Raw genomic sequence first — 22,606 nt, 5'->3', positions numbered from 1 at the left:
TCCTCTTCTCCGGGGCGCGCGATGCCGTGCTAGTTGGAGCCCTGCGCCTGCTTGAGCGCCGCCGACGGCGTCGCCTTGCCGGTCAGCGCGAGCTGCTCGGCGGTGTAGATCTTCGTCGCGGCCTTCGGCCAGTCCGCGCCGAGCTCGCCCGTGCGGGCGCGGGCGTGCGAGACGACCTCGACGAACGGCTGGATGAGCTTGTTCGAGGCACCCACCTTGGCCGCCGTGGCGAGGTTCGCCGGCACGTCTCCCTCACCCTGGGCGATCGTGACCTGGTTCTTGGAGCTCGTGATGCACTTCACGAGCTTGCCGGCCGTGGTCATCGTGCCCCTGTCGCCGGTCTCCGGCACCGTGAACGCCTCGCCACCGAGGGGCGCGACGGCGGTCTGGGATGCCGTCCGCGTCGGCATCGGAACGGTCGCCCAGTGCAGGTCGGGGAATTTCGCCAGCGAACCGAACTGCCACGGGCCGTTCTCCATCATCGCGGCCTTCCCCGCCGTGAACTGGTCGAGGGCGTCGGACTGCGCCCAGTTGATCGAGGCCTTCGAGATGGAGCCGTCGTTCATCATGTCGACGAGGAACTGCAGCGCCTGAGCCGTCTGCGGAGTGTCGATGTTCTTCTCATCGCCGCCGTTGGTCCACATGAAGGGCAGGAACTGCCAGGTGCCCTCGTAGGTGTTGATCCCGCTGAACGCGAAGCCGTACACCCCGTTGCCGGTGAGCTGCTTCGCGTCGGACCGGAGCTCGTCCCAGGTCTTCGGGGGCGTGAGGCCCGCCTTGGTGAACATGTCGGTGTTGTAGAAGAGGGCGAGGGAGTTGACCGCCGGCGCGAGACCGTACAGGTCGCCCTTGTAAGTGCCGGCCTTGACCACGGCGGGGGCGAATCCATCGCCGGAGATGCCGTAGTCCTTGAGCGGCGAGAGTGCGCCGGACGAGGCGATCTGCTGGACGTCCGGGTTGTCGAGCATCAGCACGTCGGGCAGGTTCTTCGCCGACGCCTGCTGCAGCACCTTCGCGATGAGGCCGGCCCCGGGAACGTGGGTCGCCTTGATCGTGACGCCGAGCGCGGTGCCGCAGGTGTTGTAGACACCCTCCATGACCTTGTCCTGCGGCGACTGGTAGTAGTCCTCGACGGTGAGGGTGGTCGTGCCGGACGATCCTCCGCCGCTGGAACAGGCGGCCAGCGCCGTTCCGATCAGCAGCGCCGCTGTCGCGGCCGCCGCCAGAGTGGTCATCTTTCGCATGTGATTGACTCCTTCTGCCGGAGGTCTCCGGCGGATCTGCGCACGCCCGGTCGCAACGGCGCGTGTGCGGTGAGCAGGGGTGTCATTCCCACGCCCGCGCGGCGAGAGCCGCGCCGGGCGCTCCGTTCGGCGGCCGGCCGGAGACGGCATCCCGGGGTCGCTGCTCCGGGATGCCGGGACCGAGCGCGTCGCCGACGAAGTCGAGCTGCCGTCCGCGCACGACGGGGAGGCGGTCGGGGGCATCATCGCTCCTGCTCACGTCGTCGTCGGGGAATCGGCTAAGCGCTTTACCAACGCTCGCCAGCCATTGTGGACAGAGCGTGCACGCCCTGTCAACGAAATCTTCTAAGCGCTTTACCGGGGACCGCGATCCACCTGGGATACTGAGCCCACGCGCCGTCGGCGCGGGCAGGAGGTGCGCATGGCCACGATGCAGGACGTCGCCGACCGCGCCGGCGTCTCCATCGCGACCGTCTCGTACGTCGTCAACGGCACGAAGAACGTCTCGCCCCCGACACGGGCGCGGATCGAAGCCGCGATGGACGAACTGCGCTATCGCCGCAACGTGGTCGCCCGGGCACTGGCGAGCTCCCGCACGCATATCGTCGCGCTCCTGCATCCCGTGCTCGGCAACCGGCTCGGCGGCACCGTCATGGGCTTCGTGATCGCCGCGTCCAACGGTGCGCGCGCCCGCGGGTACGACCTGGTGCTCTGGCCGGTGGAGGACGAGGAGCAGATGTCGCACCTGCTGGCCGGCGGCCTCGTCGACGGCGCGCTGCTCATGGAGGTCCGCGTGCACGATCCGCGCGTCGACGAGCTGGTCACCTCGTCGGTGCCGTTCGCGCTCATCGGTCGCACCCACGACGAGACCCTCCCCTTCGTCGACATCGACTTCGCCGCCACCATCGACACCGCGATGCGGCATCTCACCGACCTCGGCCACCAGGCGATCGCCCTCGTCGACGGGAACGACGAGACGGGCTGGGTCGCCGACCTCGGGCCGACGGTGCGCACGGAAGCCGCGTATCGCGAGCACATGACGGCGGTCGGCGGTCGATCGGTCGTCATCTCCGTGCCGCCGAACGCGGCGGGCGGAATCGAGGCCGCCCGCCGCCTGCGCGACGAGGCGCCCGAGGTCACCGCCATCCTGCTGATGAACGAGCAGGCGGCGACCGGGCTGGTCAGGGGCTGCGCGAGCTCGGGCGCTCCGTCCCGAGCGACGTCTCCATCGTCGCCGTCTCCTCCTCGATCGAGATGGGCGAGATGGTCGATCCCGTGCTCACCGTGCTCGAGGCGCCCGCCCGGGAGTTGGGGCAGCTGGGCATCGACGCGCTCATCGATCAGCTCGAGGGCGTCGACACCAGCCGCCGGCAGGTGCTTCTGCCGTGCACGCTCGTGCTGGGGGAGTCCACGGCTCCCCCGCCTCGCGCGCGCCCCCGGCGGGGCCGGCCGCGCGCCCGGGCGGCCATTGAGCGCGACCGATCCGGCCCCCTAGAGTGTGACCCGTCCGCGAGCCGCATCGACGGAGAGGACGGTCCATGAGCGACGACCCGACGCAGCGCCTGGACATGTCGCCCGGCGGCGAGCCCGCACCGGATGCCGCCGCCACGTCACGCGACCGCCGCACCCTGCTCATCGTCCTCATCGTGATCGGCGCTGCCGTGCTGATCGGACTCATCGTCACCGTCGTGCTGCTCCTGCTCGGCACGGGTCGACCACAAGCGCTCGCGACCGCCAGCGCCACCCCGACCACGGCGGGCGCCGAGCCGACACCGGTCGCCACGAGCGCCGTCCCGCGCCCGACGGCGACCTCGACTGCCGAGGGTGGCGGCTCGCAGAACGGCGGCACCGCACCCCAGCCCACCGGTGGCGTCTTCACCGCATTCACCGCGCCCGCCACCGTGCGCTGCGAGGCGCCCGCGACGAACTTCACCCCGCCGCCGATCAAGGTCCGGGTGTCGTGGCAGACGATCCGCACCGACTCGGTCTGGTTCGTGCAGGGCACGAGCGACGCGGCCGACTCGCAGTACATGCAGGTGCCCGTGAGCGGCAGCCAGGAGGACTTCCCCTACGAGGTCGACTTCGCGTGCGGCTCCGCTTCCGCCACGTACAACCTCACGCTCGTCGGCTCGGACGGCCGGCACGTGCAGAAGATCTGGACCGTCACCAACACGGGCGACCGCTTCTAGCGACCTCGGTCCCGGGCCGCGCGATGCGCGGGCCCGCCGTACGTCGCGCCCGTAGACTGAGCCGGTCACAACCAGGCACCTCCCCACCGACACGGTGCCGCGCATATCGAACCGGAGCCCGTCATGACGTCTGCCATCCCCGGACCTGCCATCCCCGAGCGGCCCGCCCTCGAAGGGCTGGAGCAGAAGTGGTCCGCCGACTGGGAGCAGGCGGGCGTCTACCGGTTCGACCGCGCCGCCGCGCTCGAAGCCGGCCGCGCCGCGCTCTACAGCATCGACACGCCGCCGCCCACGGCATCCGGATCGCTCCATATCGGGCACGTGTTCAGCTACACCCACATGGACCTCGCCGCGCGGTTCCAGCGGATGCGCGGCAAGCACCTGTTCTACCCGATGGGCTGGGACGACAACGGGCTGCCGACCGAGCGCCGCGTACAGAACTACTACGGCGTGCGCTGCGACCCCTCGCTGCCCTACGTCGCGGACTTCACGCCGCCGCACCACGGCGACGGCAGCGGCAAGCCCGCCGACCAGGTGCCGGTCTCACGCCGCAACTTCATCGAGCTGTGCGAGCGGCTGACCGAGGAGGACGAGGTCCAGTTCGAGGACCTCTGGCGCGCCCTCGGCCTGAGCGTGGACTGGTCGCTGACCTACCGCACCATCGGCGCCGAGGCGCAGCGCGCGGCGCAGCGCGGCTTCCTGCGCAACCTCGCCCGAGGCGAGGCCTATCAGGCGGACGCCCCTCCCTCTGGGACGTCACGTTCCGTTCCGCGGTGGCGCAGGCCGAGCTCGAGGATCGCGACCAGCCGGGCGCGTACCACCGCGTCGCATTCCACGCGGCCGACGGCTCCCCCGTGTTCATCGAGACCACGCGACCGGAGCTGCTGCCCGCGTGCGTGGCCCTCGTCGCGCATCCCGACGACGAGCGCTACCAGGCGCTGTTCGGCACCACCGTGACGACGCCGCTGTTCGGCGTCGAGGTGCCCGTCGTGGCGCACCACCTCGCCCAGCAGGACAAGGGCTCCGGCATCGCCATGATCTGCACCTGGGGCGACCTGACCGACGTCATCTGGTGGCGCGAACTCGACCTGCCCGCCCGCGCCGTGATCGGCCTCGACGGCCGGCTCGTCGCGGAGGCGCCCGCCGCCGAGCTGTTCACCGACGCCGGCCGCGCGGTCTACGCGGAGCTGGCGGGCAAGACGGTGTTCAGCGCGAAGCAGCGGATCGTCGAGCTGCTCGGCGAGGCGGGCGAGCTGGAGGAGCGCCCAAGCCGATCCAGCATCCGGTCAAGTTCTACGAGAAGGGCGACCGCCCGCTCGAGATCGTCTCGACCCGGCAGTGGTACATCTCCAACGGCGCCCGCGACGAGGCGCTGCGCGATCGGCTCATCGAGGCCGGGCGCGCGATCGGATTCCATCCGGAGCATATGCGGGTGCGCTACGAGAACTGGGTCGGCGGCCTCACCGGCGACTGGCTGATCTCGCGGCAGCGATTCTTCGGCGTGCCGATCCCGGTCTGGTACCCGCTCGACGCGGCCGGCGAGGCCCTGCGCGAGCAGCCGATCGTGCCGGGAGAGCATCTGCTGCCGGTCGACCCGGCCTCCGACCCCGCGCCCGGCTACGACGAGGCGCAGCGCGGGCAGCCGAACGGCTTCGTCGGCGAGCTCGACATCATGGATACCTGGGCGACCTCGTCGCTCACGCCCCAGATCGCCGGCGGGTGGGAGACCGACCCGGAGCTGTTCGGTCTCGTCTTCCCGTACTCGCTGCGCTCGCAGGGGCAGGACATCATCCGGACCTGGCTGTTCTCGACCGTGCTGCGCGCGCAGCTCGAGCACCACGAGGTGCCCTGGGCCGATGCCGGCATCTCCGGATTCATCGTCGATCCCGACCGCAAGAAGATGTCGAAGTCGAAGGGCAACGTCGTCACGCCCGGCGCGCTGCTTCAGGAGCACGGGTCGGATGCCGTGCGCTACTGGGCCGCATCGAGTCGCCTCGGCACCGACGCGGCCTTCGATCCGCAGAACCCCAAGACCATGAAGATCGGCCGGCGCCTCGCGATCAAGGTGCTCAACGCGGCGAAGTTCGTGTACTCGTTCCCGGGTGAGCCCGGTGCGGTGACGGCGCCGCTGGACGTGGACATGCTCGCCGAGCTCGCCGTCGTGGTGCGCGAGGCGACCCACGCGTACGACCAGTACGACCACGCCCGCGCCCTCGAGGTCACCGAGCAGTTCTTCTGGACCTTCTGCGACGACTACCTCGAGCTCGTGAAGGAGCGGGCGTACGCGGGCGACGCGAGCGCGGTCACCGCGCTTCGGACGGCGCTCGATGTGCTGCTGCGCCTGCTCGCCCCCGTCATCTCCTTCGCGACCGAGGAGGTGTGGAGCTGGACGCACGAGGGATCGATCCACACCGCGGCCTGGCCGGTGCTCGACGCCGAGGCCCCGCGCGGGCTGCTGCCGGCCGTGAGCGCGGCGCTCATCGGCATCCGGCGCGCGAAGACCGACGCGAAGGCCTCGCAGAAGACCCCCGTGCGGTCGGCGACGATCGCGGGGCCGGCGATCCTGGCGGAGGCGGCCGACGACCTGCGCGCGGTCGGCCGGATCGCGCAGCTGTCGTTCACCGGGGCCGACGAGATCGCCATCACGGCGATCGACCTCGACGAGAGCGCCGCGTAGCGAGGTCGGCGTAGGGTCCGAGGATGGCCACCGTGCGCGACATCCGGCGGGACGACCTCCCGGCCTGGCGGGGTTGTTCCGCGCCTACGGCGCGTTCTACGAGACCGCCTTCGACGACGCCCAGCTCGACCACGTCGGCGAGCTCCTGCTGGACTCCGCGTCGGGGATCGACGTGATCGTGGCCGAGGACGACGCCGGGCGGGTCGTCGGATTCGCGCACTTCCGCTCGCATCCCGACACGTTCTCGGCCGGGCACGACTGGTTCCTCGACGACCTGTTCGTCGAGCCCGACACCCGCGGCGGCGGCATCGGCTCCGCACTCGTCGAGGCGGTGGCGCAGCGGGCCCGGGCGACGGGCCCGGCCGGCACACTGCGCTGGATCACCGCGCAGAGCAATGAGCGCGCGCAGCGGGTCTACGACCGGGTGGCCCGTCGCACCACCTGGGTCACCTACGAGAAGGACCTCTGACGAACGCGCGGCACACGGGAACGGCGGCAGCGGCCGCCATGCTCGTCGCGCTGACCCTCCTGCTCTCCGGATGCTTCCCCGCCCCGCCCTCGCAGGACGGCCTGGCGCAACCCGACGCCGTCACGCCGTATCCGGAGCTCACCGACGTCACGGTGGTGCGGTTCTGCCCGCCGATGGTGGGCGCCCACTTCGACGGCGTGGTCGGCCCGCTCGACCGCGTCTACGCGTGCAGCACGAACGTCTCGCTCCCGAGCGACGGGATCACGACCTACGGTCCGTGGCAGCTCGCCTACCTGCTGCCCCACCCGGCGGCGCTGCTGAGGGCGTACGCGGCGCCGAACGCGGTCGCCCGGCCGGCGGGCCAGTGCGGCACGGTCATCGTCGACCCGCTCATGGTGTGGGTCGACCGGGGCGGCGACTTCGCGGCCTACTATGCCCCCGTGGACGGATGCGGAGCGCCGACGGTCGCGGCGGCGAAGGCGTACGACGACAGCCGGCGGATCGTCGTCGCCGATGCCGATACGGGAGCCCCGCTGTACAACCCCTTCCAGCCCGGCCGGGGGTCGTGATGCAGCTCGGTGGACGTTGGTCGGTCGGCGCGACGCCCCGGGCCGGCTGCCGCAGGACCTGCTCGCGCGGATCGCCGAGGTCGAGGCGACGTTGCCGCCCGACACGACGCTGCGCTGGACCCTGACATGGCTGGAGGGCCGCCCCGTCGTCGAACTCGACGACGGAACGACCCTCGGCTGAGATCGCTCAGAACACCCGCAACAGGCGCGCCTGGGCGGTCGCCGCCTCGTGCTCGGCGATCGCCTGCTCGCGCACGCGGGCCCGACGCACGTCCTCCCGGTCCAGGGCTGCGCCGCGTGCCGCCCCCAGGTCTCCAGCATCCGGCCGACCCGGATGGCCGCCGCCGCCAGCCCCGTGGGCCGCGGTTCGCAGATGATGACTCCCGCGCTCATATGCTCAACTCCTCCGCTCATCAGGAATTCTCCTCGGCACCACCGACATCGGCGGGGCCCGGAATGGGCTCCGCATCGACGATCGGGATGCCGTTGATCTGCAGCTGAACAGGCCGCGCGCCGGGCTCGGTCTGGGCGCGCGAGATCTTGATGTACGGCTTGACCAGCTCCTGCAGTTCGTCGTTCAGTCGCCGGAGCTGCGCGAGGGTCAAGCGCAGGTTCGAGACGTCCATGATCCCGGCCTCGAACCAGTCGTGGCTGAGCAGCACCTCGCCGCGCGACAGGTAATCGTTGACGATCTGCCGCTGGTTGCGCACCCACTCGGAGAGGATCATGTCGCTCGCCGCGCGCTCGACGCTCTCGGGCGCGAAGTCGTACCCGCGCAGCGTGATCCCGCCGGGCACCCTCTCCCACCAGCGCTCGCGACCCGATCCGCGCCCTTCGACCTCGCGCACGAGGCCGTTCTTCTCGAGTTGACGCAGGTGGTAACTCGTGGCGCCGCTGGACTCCCCAGCCGTTCGCCCAGCTTGCTGGCCGTCGCCGGCCCGTAGGTCGACAGCGCGTCCAGGAGCGCCACGCGCAACGGGTGCGCGAGGCCCTTCAGGGCTTCGGTGTCGAGAACGCGGGACTGATCGGCCATGTGTCCAAAGATAGCATTGCAAAGATCCCTTTGCAACTCATCCTTTGCAGCGGTTTATTTGCAGAGGTCTCTTTGCACGTCGCGGGTCGCCTCGTAGGCTGGCCGCATGGTCTCGTCTGCGAATCCCTTCTTCGACCCCAGCACCCTCCCGTTCGGCTTCCCGCCGTTCGCCGACATCCGCGACGAGCACTACGAGCCCGCGTTCGAACGGGGCATGGCCGATCAGCTCGCCGAGATCCAGGAGATCGTGCGCGGCCGCGACGAGCCGACGTTCGACAACACTCTCGTGCCGCTGGAGCGCAGCGGGCAGATCCTCGAGCGGGTCGGGTACGTGTTCTTCAACAAGAGCTCGTCCGACTCCAGCGACTTCACGAACGAGCTCGAGGAGCGCATCGCGCCGAAGCTCGCGGCCCATCACGACGCGATCCTGCTCGACCCCATGCTCTACTGGCGGGTCAAGACCATCCACGACGCCATCCAGGCCGGCGGCGACGCCGCCGCCGGGCTCGACGCCGAGCAGCGCTACCTCGTCGAGCGCTGGTACACGGAGATGACGATCGCCGGAGCCGCCCTCGACGACGCGCAGAAGCGGCGCCTGCGCGAGCTGAACCAGGAGATCTCGACCCTCACCACCCGGTTCGAGAAGAACCTGCTGAACGACACCAACGAGCTCGCGGTGCACGTCACCGATGTGGCGGAGCTGGCCGGGCTCGGCGAGGGCGAGGTGTCGGCCGCGCGCGAGGCCGCCGCCGCGCGCGACCTCGAGGGCTGGCTCGTCACCCTCGTGCTGCCCACCGGGCACCCGTGGCTGGCGTCGCTCACCGACCGCGGGCTGCGCGAGCGGATCATGACGGCATCCCGCTCACGGGGCGGCCGCGGCGGCGAGCACGACAACCGCGAGAACGTGCTGCGCATCGCCCGCCTGCGCGCCGAGCGCGCCGAGCTGCTCGGGTTCTCGTCGCATGCGGCGGCCGTCACGGCCGACGAGACGGCCCGCACGCCGGAGGCCGTGGCCGACATGCTGGGCCGCCTGGCTCCCGCCGCGGCCCGCAACGCACGCGCCGAGCAGGCCGACCTGGCCGCGGTCGCGGGCGACCTCGACGGCGGGCTGCGCGCCTCGGACTGGAGCTTCTACACCGAGAAGGTGCGCGCCGAGAAGTACGACGTCGACACCGCGGCACTGCGCCCGTGGTTCGAGGCGGAGCGCGTGCTGCACGACGGCGTCTTCTACGCCGCGCACCTGCTGTACGGCGTGAGCTTCACCGAGCGCCCCGATCTCGTCGCCTACCACCCCGATGCGCGCGTGTTCGAGGTGAGCAACGAGGACGGCTCGGCGCTCGGCCTCTACATCCTCGACCTCTACACGCGCGACTCGAAGCGCGGCGGCGCGTGGATGAACCCGCTCATCTCGCAGGACGAGCTTCTGGGGCATCCCGGCTCGGTCGTGGTCAACAACCTCAACGTTCCGAAGCCCGCCGCCGGCCAGCCGACGCTGCTGACCTTCGACGAGGTGTCGACGTTCTTCCATGAGTTCGGGCACGCGCTGCACGGACTGTTCGCGCACGTGACGTATCCGAAGTTCTCGGGCACGAACGTGTTCCGCGACTTCGTCGAGTTCCCGAGCCAGGTCAACGAGATGTGGATGCTGTGGCCCGAGGTGCTGGAGAACTACGCCCGGCACCACGAGACGGGCGAGCCGCTGGATCCGGCCGTCGTGGAGCGCATCCGGGAGTCGGAGCAGTTCAACCAGGGCTTCGCGACGTCGGAGTACCTGGGTGCCGCGCTGCTGGACCAGGCCTGGCACAAGCTGTCGAGCGCCTCCGCCGAGGCGATCACCGACGTGGCCGCGTTCGAGGCCGACGCCCTGCGTGCGGTCGGCCTCGACGACCCGCTCGTGCCGCCGCGCTACGGCAGCACGTACTTCGCCCACGTGTTCTCGGGCGGCTACGACGCGGGCTACTACTCCTATATCTGGAGCGAGGTGCTCGACGCCGACACGGTCGAGTGGTTCAAGGAGAACGGCGGCCTCACCCGCGCCAACGGCGACCGGTTCCGCTCGCGCCTGCTCGGCGTCGGCGGATCGAAGGACCCCTCGAGGCCTACCGCGACTTCCGCGGTCGCGACGCCGACATCGCGCCGCTCCTGAAGCGCCGCGGGCTCGACTAGCGCCTCAGCCCGACGGGCGACGGGCGACGGTCGGCTGGCGACGGGCGGCGACCGTAGCGCTGAGCGCCCACGTTCGCATCACGCCGGCACGTGCACCGGCGCCCAGGTGGTGCGAACGTGGGCGCTCGGCCGCGGGAGGCCGGCATCCACGAGCAGCGTCGACAATGCGGCGGGCGAACGGGCGACCGCCCAGCCCCATCGCACCACGCGCCAGCCGAGGGCCCGGATGCGGTCCTCGCGCAGCTTCTCGTCGATGACGACCCGGGCGGCATCCTGCCCGTCCATCCACTCCTCGCGGAGGTACTTGCCGATCCCGTCGAATTCGCCGATCAGTCCGTGCTCCGGCCAGCAGAAGTCGCCGAACATCTCCCCGTTCCTGTCCACCATCGGGAACTGGAGCAGCGGCTGCGGCACCCCGACCCGGTACATCGTGGCCCGGCTCACGCTCTCCCCGGTGAGCCGGCGCTCCCGTCGGCAAGGGCGCCGAGAAGTCGCGCCTGCCCCATCCCGCGCCCCTCCCGGTCGAGGAGCACGGCGAGCTCCTCGCGGGCGATGCGCGCGCCGCCCGCCTCCGCGATGCCGCTCAACGCAGAGTCCACCGCGGCGAGCCCGCCGGCGAGCGAACGCGTTCGCAGCAGGCTCACGACCGTCTCGCCGAGCGTCGTGACCCGGATGCCGTCGATCCGCGCGACATCCCGCGGCACCCCCGTGGCGTGTCGCATGATCGCCCGCGAGGAGTGCCCGCCTCCGATGCCGTCGGCGACGTGCACGATCGGCGGAGGGGTGCCGATGACCGGCAGCCGCCAGAGCGCCGCGGCGGACTCGCTCACGAAGACCCGCCGACCCTCGGTGCGCAGGTCATGGGCGTAGACGAGCTGCCGATGCGAGTCCTCGCGCGAGGGCGGGCGCGGCGGAGGTTCGCGGTAGACACCGCGAACCACGCGCTGCAGACGGCCCGACCGCGCGGCGCGGGCGAGAGCGTTGCGCTCCGGCGCGGTCACGGCATGCGCGGTGCGGGTGAAGCGCGTGCGCCAATCCGGGTCGATCGAGATCTCCACCCGAACACGGTGACCGATCGACGGGGCGCCCGGGGGCGCCGCGATGCCCTTCGGGGATGGCGCCACGCCGCGCGGCGTGTGCAGGGCTGCGAGCGCCCACGTTCGCATCACGTCGGCACGTGCACCGGTGCCCACATGATGCGAAAGTGGGCGCTCGGCCCGTCAGGTCGCGGGTGCAGCGACGGGCGCGACACCGGGCGCGGCGTCGGGCGCGGCACTCGGCGCGGCATTCGGAGCCAGCTCGCGCAGGGTGCGCAGCCGCGTGTCGAGCGTCGGCCCCTGCGGCACGACGATGACCTCGTCCGCCCCCGTCGACGCGACCAGGCCGTCGATCGCCGCGCGCACCTCGTCGAGGGTGCCGATCGCCTGATGCCGGATGCGCTGCTCGGCGAAGGCGCGCTCGCCGTCGGTCCACGGGTGCGCCTCGGCCTCCTCGAGCGACGGCAGCCGGGTGGGATGCCCGCTGCGCAACCGCAGGAACTGCAGCTGCCCGGGCAGCATGAGCCGCCGCGCCTCGTCGGTGGAGTCGGCGACGAGCGTCGAGATCGCGACCATCGCGTGCGGCTCGCTCAGCACGACCGAGGGCCGGAATGCGTCGCGGTAGAGCTCGAACGCGAGAGGCGTCTGCTCGCCGCCCGCGAAGTGGTGCGCGAAGGCGAACGGCAGGCCCATCATGCCCGCCAGCCGCGCGCTGAAGTCGCTGGACCCGAGCAGCCACAGCTCGGGCGAGTCACCCATCCCCGGAACCGCCACGATGCGCGAGCCCTGTCCCCCGTCGAGCGCCGGGATGGTGCCGAAGTACGCGAGCAGCTCGAGCACCTGCGCGGGGAAGTCGTCGACGGTCTCGACGCCGACGTTGCGCCGGATCATCGCCGAGACGAGCGGATCGGTGCCGGCCGCGCGACCGAGTCCGAGGTCGATGCGGTCGCCGTGCAGCGCGACGAGCGTGCCGAACTGCTCCGCCACGACGAGCGAGGAGTGGTTCGGCAGCATGACGCCGCCCGACCCCACGCGGATGCGCTCCGTCGCCGCCGCGACCGCGCCGATCAGCACGGGCGGCGACGAGCTGGCGATGCCGGGCATCCCATGGTGCTCGGCGACCCAGAACCGCCGGTAGCCGATCCGATCGGCCTCGCGCGCGACGGCGATCGTGTCGGCGAGCGCCTCCGAGTGCGAGGAGTCGGATCGGACGACGGCGAGGTCCAGCACGGAGAGCGGAATCGTCATGAACTCGTCAACGCGCGGCGGCGCCCGGTACTTCCGCGGAAATCGAATCAGCCGAGGGCGGCGCACTGCCCCCGGCTCGGGCCGTCCACCGTGTCCGGGACCGCGGAGTCGGTGGGCGCGATCGAGTTGCCCGTGCAGGAGAGCGGTCCGTGCACGACGACCCCCGAGAGCACGGCCGCCATGGCGCCCCGCGTGCCCGTGATCGCCACCGGCCCGGTGACCTCCGCACGGTCCACCACGACGCGACCGTGCGTGGCCCCGATTGAGAGCGCGCCGGTGAGGGTGTCGGGGTCGCAGCCGCGGATGGTGTCGCCGACGGACACGTTCCCGACGGTGCCGGTCAGAGTCGTCGTGCCGGAGACGGTGGACCCGCACAGCGAGACGACCGACGCACCGCTGGTTCGGAGGGGACCGCGGATCGCCGACCCCTGAACGATCAGGCGCCCGCCGTCGGAGACCGTGACCGATCCATTGACCGTCGCATGGTCCAGGCACAGGCCGCCCGCACCGGCCGACAACGGACCGTTGTGGACCCCCGTGACGACCTGCGTGCAGGGCGCGTCGACGCCCACCGCGCGGGCCCACACCTGCCAGGGGGTCACCCGCCCCCGGTCTCCCAGCACCAGGACGGTCGCCGAATCCAGCGCGGTGAAGACGCCGTTCTCGGAGTTGGTGTAATCGATGCCGACCGGCGTGGACCAGTCGTCACCGCGGCCGTCCTTCGACACGGTCATCACCATGCCGGGGCGCCCGGCGAGCAGGACCAGCTCCCCGGTCGGCATGAGCTCCATGGTCGGGTAGACGCTGTACAGAGGCTGCGCCGAGGGACCGGTCGCGACCTGCTTCTGCGCGGTCCAGGTGCGGCCGTCGTCCGTCGACCGGGCGTAGGTCATGGGCAGGTACGAGCCCTGCCGCATGACGGCGAGGAGCGAGCCGTCGGCGAGGCGCTCGATCACCGCCTCGCACGGACCCTGATATCCGGAGGTGGCGTCCATCGCAGGATCGTCCGAGGCGATCGTCCCCTGGATGGACCAGTCCACGCCGCCGTCATGGGAGACGAGCAGCACCGAGCGGTACCGGACGTCGGGCGCGTAGTAGCCGTAGCCCGTCTGATACAGGGTGCCGTCCGCATCCTCCACCACGCTGTGCACCAGCACGAAGCCGCCGAGCGGGGAGCCCGGGCGGTCGGTGACCGAGGAGATCGTGCGCATCGGCTGCGGCGTGGTCAGGATGCCGCTGCGGACCGTCCACGTCGCACCGCCGTCGTGGGAGACCGCGGTGTCCACCTCCGACTGCAGGTCACCCGAATCGGGCGTCATGTACGTGTGGTAGTCGACGGCGAGGATGCCGCCGTCGCGCAGCCGGGTGAGGAAGAACGATGGGGCATCCGGCATCGGATTGGACTGCTGGTCGCTCGCCCAGGTGACGCCGCCGTCATCGGAGTAGGCCATCCGGTTGCCGTTCGTGTTGCTCGCGTCCGAGTGCGCCGGGTAGTCGGCGAGGATGCGTTGCCCGTCGCCGTGCGGCACGACGACGTCGGACGTGGGCAGCTGCACCTGGCCGACGGCGTCGATCGTGGCAGGCAATCCGACCTCGAACGGCGCGGTGCCGAGCGCCGCCGTCGGCGTGTCCGCGACGGGGCCGAAGGTCACATCGTCGACGAAGACGTCGTCGCCGACGCCCACCGGTCCGGCGCTGGCGAACGCGAACCCGGTGATCGCGGTGATCTCGTCATGCCGGGAGCTGTTGTTGCCGATGGCCGGTCCGCCGCTTCCGACGTACGTGCCGTCGACCGTGACGTGCACGGCCTGATCGTCGACCGGCACCGAGAGCTGGACGTGACTCCAGCGTCCGATCGGGACCGTGCCGGCCGGCGCCAGGGGGTACCAGGCACCGAGCTGATCCCAGGAGAGGGCGCCGTCCGCGCCGAGCCTCAGATGGAACACGGCGCCACCGGGAAGGGCCGCCCCGATCAGGGCGCTCCCCGTGATGTCGAACGCGAATCCCTTCACGGCCACCGGGTACATCTCGAAGGACAGGTAGGCGCCCTGCACCGCCGGGGTCGCACACGTCAGCAGGGCCTGCGACGTCGGGCTCGTGTCGGTCACGCGCACCGAATGCCGCCCCGCGTGAGCCCGCTCAGCGCTCACCGTCGGCGCCACGCTTCCCACCGGGGTCCCGCAGCCCGACGGCACCGAGCCGACCGCGTCGGACTCGAGGCCGTCGACCGCCCCCGGCGTGAAGTCCCGCGTCGGCGGCACTCCGGGCTCCGTGTCGGTGAGGGGCCCGAAGGTGACCGAGTCGACGAAGGCGTCGTCGCCGACGGCCGCCGTTCCCGAGCTGGCGAAGCCGAACCCAGTGATCGCACGAATCGGGTTGTCGCTGCCCGTGGCCGGTCCGGCGCTGGCGACGTCGGTGCCGTTCACCCCGACGTAGACCGAGCTGTTGTCGCTCGGCACGGCCAGCTGGATGAGGCTCCATCGCCCCGCCGCCACGGTGCCTGCCGGCGCCAGGGACTGCCACCCGGTGCCGCTGTACCAGCCCATGGCGCCGTTCGCCTGAACCCTGAGGTGGAAGACGGCGGTGCCGTCGATGTTCGTCGGGCCCTTGCTCGCGACACCGTCGATGTCGATCATGACGCTGAGGGCGTTGACCGGATAGATCTCCAGCGACATCTCGGCACCCTGCTGCGTGACGTTCTCGCAGTTGCTGACGACCAGTGCGGATGAGCTGGTGTCGTGGATGCGCAGCGAGTGCGAGCCGTCGTGGGCCCGTTCGTCGCTGACCGTCGCGGCCGCCCGGCCGGCCGGTGTGGTGCATCCCGCGGGCACGGAACCGACCGCGTCCGACTCGAACGAGAAGGTGGTCGCGCCCCCTCCCGTGTCGGCCTGAGCGACGGCCGGTGCGCAGAACACCGTCGCGAGCGCCCCTGCCGCGAACACCGCGACGAAGCGGGAGCGGAGGGAGAGAGTGGTGCGTGTTGACGGTCATGAGCGATCCCCTTCGATCAGACTCGGCATGATCGTCTTTTCATGGAACACCGTTCCATGTCAAGCAACCGCTCCGCATCGAGGCGGAGCGCCCCCTGGCCGGCGTCGCGCGCTACGCGGTCACCGGCGGCTCGGGATCGCCGTCGGATGTCTCCCCGCGGGCTCCGGTCGGCGTCGCCCGAGATGGAGCGCGAGCATGACGATGCCGCCCACCACGAGCCCCCAGAAGGGCGCGCCGATGCCGAGCACCTGGATGCCGGACGCGACGACCAGGAACGTCGCCACGGCGACGATGCGGTGCTCGCTCTCCTCGAACGCGGCGACGAACGCACCGACCAGGGCGCCCAGCAGGGCGAGCCCCGCCACCGCCTCGATGAGGACGGGGGCCGATGCCGCGACGATCGCACTCGCGGCGCCCGAGACGGGCGCGATCACGAGGTAGGCGATGCCGGCGGTCACGCTCGCGATCCAGCGCCGGCTGCGATCGGGGTCGGCGTCGGGGCCGGCCATCATCGCGGCCGTGATCGCGGCGAGGTTGATCGCGTGCGCCCCGAATACCGAGCCGATCGCGGATGCGGCACCCGTCGAGGCCAGAATCGTACGTGCCGGCGGGTCGTCGTAGCCGAAGGTGCGCAGCACGGCGAAACCGGGCACGTTCTGGCCGGCCATCGTGACGATGTACAGCGGCACGCCGATGCTCACCAGCACGAACGGATCGAAGACCGGCGCCACGACCCGCACGGTCGGCAGCAGCGAGGCCGGGGCGACATCCGGGCGCGTGAGCACGATCGCGACGATCACGGCGACGACCGCCCCGGCGACGGCCCAGCGCGGTGCGAATCGAAGCAGCACGAGCCACACCACGATCGCCGGCAGCGTGAGCAGCGGCAGCGTCACCGCCGACGTCGCGGGGGCGAGGCAGATCGGCAGCAGCACGCCGGCGAGCATCGCCGACGCGATCGGCCGCGGGATGCGCGTCATCGCCCGCGCGAGCCATGGCCACAGCCCGGTGATCAGCAGCAGCACACCGCACAGCAGGAACGCGCCGACCGCGGCGCGGAAGTCGCCGGTCGCGTGCCGGGCGGCGATGAGAAGCGCGGCCCCGGGCGTCGACCAGGCGAACGCCAGCGGCTGACGGAAGCGCAGCCCGAGCACGATCGCGACGATGCCCTGGAACAGGGTCAGGATGAGCAGGCCCGACGCCGCCTCCTCGGGCGTGGCCCCGACCGCGCGCAGGCCCGCGATGACGAGCGCGAACGAGCTGGCGAACCCGGTGACGGCGGCGACGACCCCCGCGACGACCGGCTGCATCACGCGAGCTGGCGCTACGCGGACTTCTCGGTGCGACGCGCGGGATGCGGCACGATCGTGGGTGCGGCGTTCTCGAGCACTGCCTCCCGCGTCACGACCACGCGCGCCACCTCGTCGTTCGAGGGCACGTCGAACATGATCGGGCCCAGCACCTCTTCGAGGATCGCGCGCAGGCCGCGGGCTCCGGTCTGACGCAGCACGGCGAGGTCGGCGATCGCCTCGAGGGCGTCGGCCTCGAACTCGAGCTCGACGCCGTCGATCTGGAACATGCGCTGGTACTGCCGCACGAGGGCGTTCTTCGGCTCGGTGAGGATCTCCATGAGCGCGTGCTGGTCGAGCGGAGAGACCGTCGTCACGACCGGGAGACGGCCGATGAACTCCGGGATGAGCCCGAACTTGTGCAGGTCCTCCGGGAGCACCTCGCTGAACAGCATCGACTCGTCGCGCTTGGAGTGCAGCGGGGCGCCGAAGCCGATGCCGCGCCGCCCGACCCGGGCGGAGATGATGTCCTCGAGGCCGGCGAACGCGCCCGCCACGATGAACAGCACGTTCGTCGTGTCGATCTGGATGAACTCCTGGTGCGGATGCTTGCGACCACCCTGCGGCGGCACCGACGCGACCGTGCCCTCGAGGATCTTGAGCAGCGCCTGCTGCACGCCCTCGCCCGACACGTCGCGCGTGATCGACGGGTTCTCGGCCTTGCGGGCGATCTTGTCGACCTCGTCGATGTAGATGATGCCCGTCTCGGCGCGCTTCACGTCGTAGTCGGCTGCCTGGATGAGCTTGAGCAGGATGTTCTCGACATCCTCGCCGACGTACCCCGCCTCCGTGAGCGCCGTCGCGTCCGCGACCGCGAACGGCACGTTGAGCCGCTTGGCCAGGGTCTGCGCGAGGTAGGTCTTGCCGCAGCCGGTCGGCCCGATCAGCAGGATGTTCGACTTGGCGATCTCGATGTCGTCGATGACGGCGTCCGCCGCGGCGACGCTCTGCCGGGCCCGGATGCGCTTGTAGTGGTTGTAGACGGCCACCGAGAGCGCGCGCTTGGCCGGCTCCTGCCCGATCACGTACTCCTCGAGGAAGTCGAAGATCTCACGCGGCTTCGGCAGGTCGAACTCGCTCGAGGCCTCCTCGCCGGCCTCGGCCAGCCGCTCCTCGATGATCTCGTTGCAGAGTTCGACGCACTCGTCGCAGATGTACACGCCGGGACCCGCGATGAGCTGCTGGACCTGCTTCTGGCTCTTGCCGCAGAACGAGCACTTCAGCAGGTCGGCGCTCTCACCGATGCGTGCCATCCCGGGTCTCCTCCCGTGCGTGGGGAGTGCCTCCCCGCTGCGGTAGACCGAGCCTAACCCGAACCCTGGACGCCGGCTCGCACTGTGGGGAGAACGTGACGCGGCGTGGCGGATAGCCTGGATGCCGTGCACACACGGGCGGAACGACTGGCCCGAGGGTGGCTGGTCGGCGCCTTCGCGACCGGGGTCGCCGCGGTCTCGCACACGCTCGCGGGCGGCTACCGCCCCGATCCGCTCGGCCTCGGCGCCGCGCTCCTCTTCGCGGGGATGCTGGGCACCCTCGCGATCGGCCGGCGCCCGAGCCTGGCGCGGCTGGTCGTCGCGGTGACGGGGTCGCAGCTCGCCTTCCACCTGCTGTTCACGTTCCTCGGGGTGTCTCCCGCCGCGAGCGCGACCCCGAGCATGCCGGGCATGCACATGGACATGACCCCGGCGATCCCGGGCATGCCGGCGATGCACGATCACCTCGGCCATCTCACCGACCCCTGGATGTGGCTCGCGCACGTCGTCGCCGGCGCGCTCACGGTCCTCTTCCTGCGTCGCGCCGAGACCGCGGTCTGGGGGATGCTGCGCCGCCTGGTCGTGCGCGTGCTGCGGCCGGCCGTCGCCGCACCGACCGCCCGCCCCGCGGCCGCCCCCGTCTTTCGGGTGCGCGTCCTGCGCCCCGTCGCCCGTGTCGCGGCGCCGCCGCTGCGCGGTCCCCCGCTCCTTCCGTCGCACTGAACCACCCGCACGCCCGGGCCCTCCGGCGTGCGCTCAGAACGATCGAAGGAATCCATCCATGCACATCCCTGTCCGCCGCACCCTCGCGGCGCTCGGCGCCGGCGCGATCCTCGCCCTCGCCGTCCCCCTCGCCGCGAGCGCGCACGTCACGCTCCAGACGAACACCGCGGCCGCCGGGTCGTACACGCTGCTCACCTTCAAGGTGCCCAACGAGTCGGCCGACGGCGCGACCACCGACAGCATCGCCGTCGCCCTCCCCACCGACCACCCGCTCGTGAGCGCGTCGTACGTGCCGGTGCCCGGGTGGACCGCGACGGCGACCACCGAGACGCTGCCGAAGCCGGTGACCAACGGCGACGACACCATCACCCGTGCGGTCACCCGGGTGACCTGGACGGCCCCGGCCGGGCACGGCATCCCGACCGGGGCGCTCGGGCTGTTCCAGCTCTCCGTCGGGCCGGTCCCGTCGGTCGGCAGCCTCGCGTTCCCCGCCGAGCAGACCTACAGCGACGGGTCGGTGGTGTCGTGGAGCCAGAAGGGCGCGAACGCCGAGCACCCGGCCCCCGTGCTGTACGTGAACGACGCGCCCCCGGCATCCGGAGCGACCGCACCCTCCCCGCGTGACGGCGACCGCATCGCAGCCGCTCTCGAGCGCGCCCGCGACGCCCGACGTCATCGCCCGGGTGTTCGGGATCGTCGGCATCGTCATCGGCGCGGTCGGGCTCGTGATCGGCGTCGCCGGGATGTCGGCACGCCGCCGCACCCGCGGGGACGCGTCATGAGGCGCGGCCTCCTCGCCGCGTCGACGGGGCTGCTGGTCGCCGCCGCGGTGCTCGTGCTCGCGGCGCCGGCGTCGGCTCATAACCAGGTGATCTCGACCACGCCGGCGGCGAAGGCGACACTGACCTCGTTGCCCAGCCGCTTCGCCGTCACCACCAACCTCCCGCTGCTCGACGTGAGCGGCGACGGGGAGGGCTTCGCGTTCGAGATCCGCAGCTCGGCGGGCGCCTACTACGGCGACGGCTGCATCACGATCCAGGACGACGCGATGTCGATCAAGCCGGCCATCGGACCGGCGGGCACGTACACCGTGATCTACCAGCTCGTGTCGCAGGACGGCCACACCGTCAGCGGCTCGTACCCGTTCACCTGGAAGCCCTCCGGCGCGTTCACGCCCGCCACCGCGCACCGGCAACCGCAGAACTGCGGCCGGGCTCCGCTCGCCGCCTCCACGGCGACGCCCGGCGATCCGGATGCGGCGCGCTCGCAGTCGGCGCCGATCGCCGATGTGCTGTGGATCGGCGGCGCGCTCGTCGCCGTCGCGCTCGCGGTGGTCGTCGCGATCGTCCTCGTGTCACGGCGGCGGCGTGCCGAGGGGCGCGAGCACGACGAGCCCGAGCGCGACGAGCCGCATCCGGACGAACCGCGGCGCTAGAGCTTCGCGTACCTGGCGCGGAATCCGCAGTACACGCCGTAGGCGATGAAACCGATCCCGATGAGCACGACGAGCACCTCGCCGAAGGGCAGGCGCACGACGGCCTGGAAGGCCTGATCGAGCCCGCCGGACTTGTCGGGATCGGCCGTCGCCGCGGCGATGACGAGCAGCACGCCCAGCACCGACAGGGCGATGCCCTTCGCGACGAACCCGGCGACGCCCACGACCTCGATCACATCCCGGATGGCGGTGGTCGGCCGGCGCAGATCGTCGAGGAAGCTCCGGCGCACGCCCTTGACGACGAAGTACACGCCCGCGCCCAGCACACCGAGTCCCACCGCCACGAGCAGCACGACGCCGCCCGGCACGTGCAGCAGCTGGGCGGTGAGGGTCTTGCCGGTCGCGCCCTTGCCGCCGCCGACGGCCACCGAGATCCCGATGCCGGCGAGGAACAGGTAGCCGATCGCCTGCCCCCACGCCGAGAGGCGCGAGCGCCAGCGCAGCTTCTCGTCGCGCTGCTCGGCCGTGATGCTGCGGGCGACCTGCCAGACGCCCAGCGCGCCGAGGCCGAGGATCATCGCCCAGACCAGCACGATGCCGCCGGGCGCGTGCGTGATCGAGCGCAGAGCTCCGGTCTGGTCGGCGCGGCCACCGCCGGCGTGCAGCCCGATGGAGATCGCGATGATCCCGATGATGACGTGCAGCACGCCCGCGACGGCGTACCCCGTGCGCGCGAGAAGACGGAACGCGGGGGTGCGCTCCAGGTCGGAGGCGGCGCGCTCGACCTCCTGTTCGGTCCCAGCCATGCGATCGACGGTAGAGACGACGCAGCGCCCGGGACCTCAAGTCCCAGGCGCTGCGGAGTGTCGAGCGGCGGTCAGCTGCCGATGGCGGCCACCGGCAGGTTCTTGCGGCTCGTGAGCACCTGGTCGATCAGCCCGTACTCGAGCGCCTCGTCGGCCGAGAGGATGGTGTCGCGCTCGATGTCGTCGTGCACCTCCTGCTGCGACTTCTTCGAGTGCCGCGACAGGGTCTCCTCGAGCCACGTGCGCAGGCGCAGGATCTCCTTCGCCTGGATCTCGATGTCCGACGCCTGCCCGCGGCCGGCCTCGCCGACCGCCGGCTGGTGGATGAGCACCCGGGCGTTGGGCAGGCCGAGCCGCATGCCCGGCGTGCCGGCGGCGAGGATCACCGCGGCGGCCGAGGCGGCCTGGCCGAGCACGACCGTCTGGATGCGCGGACGGATGTACTGCATCGTGTCGTAGATCGCGGTCATCGCCGTGAACGAGCCGCCGGGGCTGTTGATGTACATCACGATGTCGCGGTCGGGGTCCTGCGACTCGAGCACGAGCAGCTGGGCCATGACGTCGTCGGCCGACGCGTCGTCGACCTGCACGCCGAGGAAGATGATGCGGTCCTCGAAGAGCTTCGCGTAGGGGTCCTGACGCTTGAAGCCGTAGGCCGTGCGCTCCTCGAACGAAGGCAGGATGTACCGCGACTCCGGCATCCGGGCGGCGAGGTCGCCGCCGCTCATGAAGGTGGGGGTGTCCATCTGTCGCGTCCTTACTTCGTGTCGTTCGTGTCGTCGGTGCCGCCGCCGCCGATGACGTCGGCCGCGGACTCCCGGATGTGATCGACGAAGCCGTACTCGAGGGCCTCGTTCGCGCTGAACCAGCGATCGCGATCGCCGTCCGCATTCACCTGCTCCACCGACTTGCCCGTCTGGGCCGCGGTGATCTCGGCCAGGCGCCGCTTCATGTCGAGGATGAGCGCGGCCTGGGTCTGGATGTCGGAGGACGTGCCCCCGAATCCACCGTGCGGCTGGTGCAGCAGCACGCGCGCGTTCGGCGTGATGTAGCGCTTGCCCTTGGTGCCCGCGGTCAGCAGCAGCTGGCCCATCGAGGCGGCCATGCCGATGCCGACCGTCACGATGTCGTTCGGCACGAACTGCATGGTGTCGTAGATCGCCATGCCGGCCGTGATCGAGCCGCCGGGCGAGTTGATGTAGAGGAAGATGTCCTTCTTCGGGTCCTCGGCCGCGAGGAGCAGGAGCTTCGCCGCGATCTCGTTCGCGTTGTCGTCGCGCACCTCGTCGCCGAGCCAGATGATGCGATCCCGCAGCAGCCGGTCGAAGACGCTCGGCTGGAATGGCGTGTCGGCCATGGGTGATGCTCCTGTTCGGTTGATGTCGCTGTCGAATCTATCGAGGGGTGCGGCACCCCG

Annotated in this window: 19 protein-coding genes and 3 pseudogenes; 10 read left to right on the top strand and 12 right to left on the bottom strand. The window is 71.3% G+C overall.

Annotation, left to right across the window (positions count from 1 at the left end; translation table 11 throughout):
* Positions 1 to 29 precede the first annotated feature (29 nt).
* Positions 30 to 1,235 carry a sugar ABC transporter substrate-binding protein gene (locus QQK35_RS16145; protein WP_284255059.1) on the bottom strand — a complete coding sequence of 402 codons (1,206 nt, stop codon included), beginning with the start codon at positions 1,233 to 1,235 and terminating at the stop codon, positions 30 to 32.
* 91 nt (positions 1,236 to 1,326) lie between these two features.
* The gene (locus QQK35_RS16140; protein ID WP_284255058.1) at positions 1,327 to 1,503 is read right to left on the bottom strand and encodes a hypothetical protein; all 177 of its coding nucleotides are present in this window, start codon (positions 1,501 to 1,503) and stop codon (positions 1,327 to 1,329) included.
* 162 nt (positions 1,504 to 1,665) lie between these two features.
* Here QQK35_RS16140 and QQK35_RS16135 point away from each other — a divergent pair.
* The 7 genes and pseudogenes from QQK35_RS16135 to QQK35_RS16110 all read left to right on the top strand — a co-directional run.
* Positions 1,666 to 2,436: pseudogene (locus tag QQK35_RS16135) on the top strand (LacI family DNA-binding transcriptional regulator); the annotation flags it as partial.
* On the top strand, positions 2,433 to 2,786 hold the full coding sequence (locus QQK35_RS20605) for a substrate-binding domain-containing protein (RefSeq protein WP_431311849.1): 354 nt from the start codon (positions 2,433 to 2,435) through the stop codon (positions 2,784 to 2,786). The pseudogene QQK35_RS16135 and the gene QQK35_RS20605, both read left to right, overlap by 4 nt.
* Complete coding sequence (locus QQK35_RS16130) at positions 2,783 to 3,433, top strand: hypothetical protein (protein ID WP_284255056.1); 651 nt, start codon at positions 2,783 to 2,785, stop codon at positions 3,431 to 3,433. The genes QQK35_RS20605 and QQK35_RS16130 overlap by 4 nt, the downstream gene beginning before the upstream one ends.
* Before the next feature lie 123 nt (positions 3,434 to 3,556).
* A pseudogene (gene valS, locus QQK35_RS16125) lies at positions 3,557 to 6,110 on the top strand (valine--tRNA ligase).
* Between the two features lie 73 nt (positions 6,111 to 6,183).
* Positions 6,184 to 6,579, top strand: a complete 396-nt coding sequence (locus QQK35_RS16120) for a GNAT family N-acetyltransferase (protein ID WP_284255055.1) — start codon at positions 6,184 to 6,186, stop codon at positions 6,577 to 6,579.
* 38 nt (positions 6,580 to 6,617) lie between these two features.
* Positions 6,618 to 7,148 (top strand): hypothetical protein, encoded by a 531-nt coding sequence (locus tag QQK35_RS16115; protein ID WP_284255054.1) that lies wholly within the window; start codon positions 6,618 to 6,620, stop codon positions 7,146 to 7,148.
* A 16-nt stretch (positions 7,149 to 7,164) separates the two neighbouring features.
* Positions 7,165 to 7,329 (top strand): hypothetical protein, encoded by a 165-nt coding sequence (locus QQK35_RS16110; RefSeq protein ID WP_284255053.1) that lies wholly within the window; start codon positions 7,165 to 7,167, stop codon positions 7,327 to 7,329.
* Positions 7,330 to 7,561: 232 nt separating this feature from the next.
* Here QQK35_RS16110 and QQK35_RS16105 read toward each other — a convergent pair whose 3' ends face one another.
* The gene (locus tag QQK35_RS16105; protein WP_284255052.1) at positions 7,562 to 7,996 is read right to left on the bottom strand and encodes a hypothetical protein; all 435 of its coding nucleotides are present in this window, start codon (positions 7,994 to 7,996) and stop codon (positions 7,562 to 7,564) included.
* A 291-nt stretch (positions 7,997 to 8,287) separates the two neighbouring features.
* On the opposite strand from QQK35_RS16105, the pseudogene QQK35_RS16100 reads away from it, so the two are divergent.
* Positions 8,288 to 10,347 (top strand): annotated as a pseudogene (locus QQK35_RS16100) (M3 family metallopeptidase).
* Between the two features lie 78 nt (positions 10,348 to 10,425).
* Here QQK35_RS16100 and QQK35_RS16095 read toward each other — a convergent pair.
* From QQK35_RS16095 to clpX, 6 genes are all read right to left on the bottom strand, one after another.
* Entirely contained in the window at positions 10,426 to 10,791 is a 366-nt protein-coding gene (locus tag QQK35_RS16095) for a PDDEXK family nuclease (protein WP_284255051.1), read from the bottom strand.
* Complete coding sequence (locus tag QQK35_RS16090) at positions 10,788 to 11,405, bottom strand: type IV toxin-antitoxin system AbiEi family antitoxin (protein WP_284255050.1); 618 nt, start codon at positions 11,403 to 11,405, stop codon at positions 10,788 to 10,790. Before QQK35_RS16090 ends, QQK35_RS16095 begins: the two co-directional genes overlap by 4 nt.
* 162 nt (positions 11,406 to 11,567) lie before the next feature.
* Complete coding sequence (locus QQK35_RS16085) at positions 11,568 to 12,632, bottom strand: LLM class flavin-dependent oxidoreductase (RefSeq protein ID WP_284255049.1); 1,065 nt, start codon at positions 12,630 to 12,632, stop codon at positions 11,568 to 11,570.
* A 47-nt stretch (positions 12,633 to 12,679) separates the two neighbouring features.
* Complete coding sequence (locus QQK35_RS16080; RefSeq protein WP_284255048.1) at positions 12,680 to 15,574, bottom strand: sialidase family protein; 2,895 nt, start codon at positions 15,572 to 15,574, stop codon at positions 12,680 to 12,682.
* Positions 15,575 to 15,742: 168 nt separating this feature from the next.
* The gene (locus QQK35_RS16075) at positions 15,743 to 16,933 is read right to left on the bottom strand and encodes a benzoate/H(+) symporter BenE family transporter (RefSeq protein WP_284255737.1); all 1,191 of its coding nucleotides are present in this window, start codon (positions 16,931 to 16,933) and stop codon (positions 15,743 to 15,745) included.
* A gap of 14 nt (positions 16,934 to 16,947) precedes the next feature.
* Positions 16,948 to 18,225, bottom strand: coding sequence for an ATP-dependent Clp protease ATP-binding subunit ClpX (gene clpX / locus QQK35_RS16070; protein WP_284255047.1), 1,278 nt, complete (start codon positions 18,223 to 18,225; stop codon positions 16,948 to 16,950).
* A 126-nt stretch (positions 18,226 to 18,351) separates the two neighbouring features.
* Here clpX and QQK35_RS16065 point away from each other — a divergent pair, with 126 nt between their 5' ends.
* Together QQK35_RS16065 and QQK35_RS16060 are read left to right on the top strand one after the other, a co-directional pair.
* The gene (locus QQK35_RS16065; protein ID WP_284255046.1) at positions 18,352 to 18,948 is read left to right on the top strand and encodes a hypothetical protein; all 597 of its coding nucleotides are present in this window, start codon (positions 18,352 to 18,354) and stop codon (positions 18,946 to 18,948) included.
* Positions 18,949 to 19,006: 58 nt separating this feature from the next.
* A complete protein-coding gene (locus QQK35_RS16060) occupies positions 19,007 to 20,383 on the top strand; it encodes a DUF1775 domain-containing protein (protein ID WP_284255045.1) in 1,377 nt (458 codons plus the stop codon).
* Here the strand turns inward: QQK35_RS16060 and QQK35_RS16055 are convergent.
* The 3 genes from QQK35_RS16055 to QQK35_RS16045 all read right to left on the bottom strand — a co-directional run bounded on the left by QQK35_RS16055 (position 20,380) and on the right by QQK35_RS16045 (position 22,546).
* A complete protein-coding gene (locus QQK35_RS16055) occupies positions 20,380 to 21,189 on the bottom strand; it encodes a DUF1206 domain-containing protein (RefSeq protein ID WP_284255044.1) in 810 nt (269 codons plus the stop codon). The two genes, QQK35_RS16060 and QQK35_RS16055, sit on opposite strands and share 4 nt — an antisense overlap.
* A 71-nt stretch (positions 21,190 to 21,260) precedes the next feature.
* Positions 21,261 to 21,935, bottom strand: coding sequence for an ATP-dependent Clp protease proteolytic subunit (locus QQK35_RS16050; RefSeq protein WP_284255043.1), 675 nt, complete (start codon positions 21,933 to 21,935; stop codon positions 21,261 to 21,263).
* An 11-nt stretch (positions 21,936 to 21,946) separates the two neighbouring features.
* Positions 21,947 to 22,546: an ATP-dependent Clp protease proteolytic subunit gene (locus tag QQK35_RS16045; RefSeq protein WP_284255042.1), complete on the bottom strand. Its 600-nt coding sequence runs from the start codon at positions 22,544 to 22,546 to the stop codon at positions 21,947 to 21,949.
* Positions 22,547 to 22,606 lie beyond the last annotated feature (60 nt).

The sequence above is a fragment of the Pseudolysinimonas kribbensis genome (assembly GCF_030161895.1).
Classification (GTDB): domain Bacteria; phylum Actinomycetota; class Actinomycetes; order Actinomycetales; family Microbacteriaceae; genus Pseudolysinimonas; species Pseudolysinimonas kribbensis.
The sequence above is the reverse complement of the archived record's forward strand: the minus strand, read 5'-3'. Positions and strand labels throughout refer to the sequence as shown.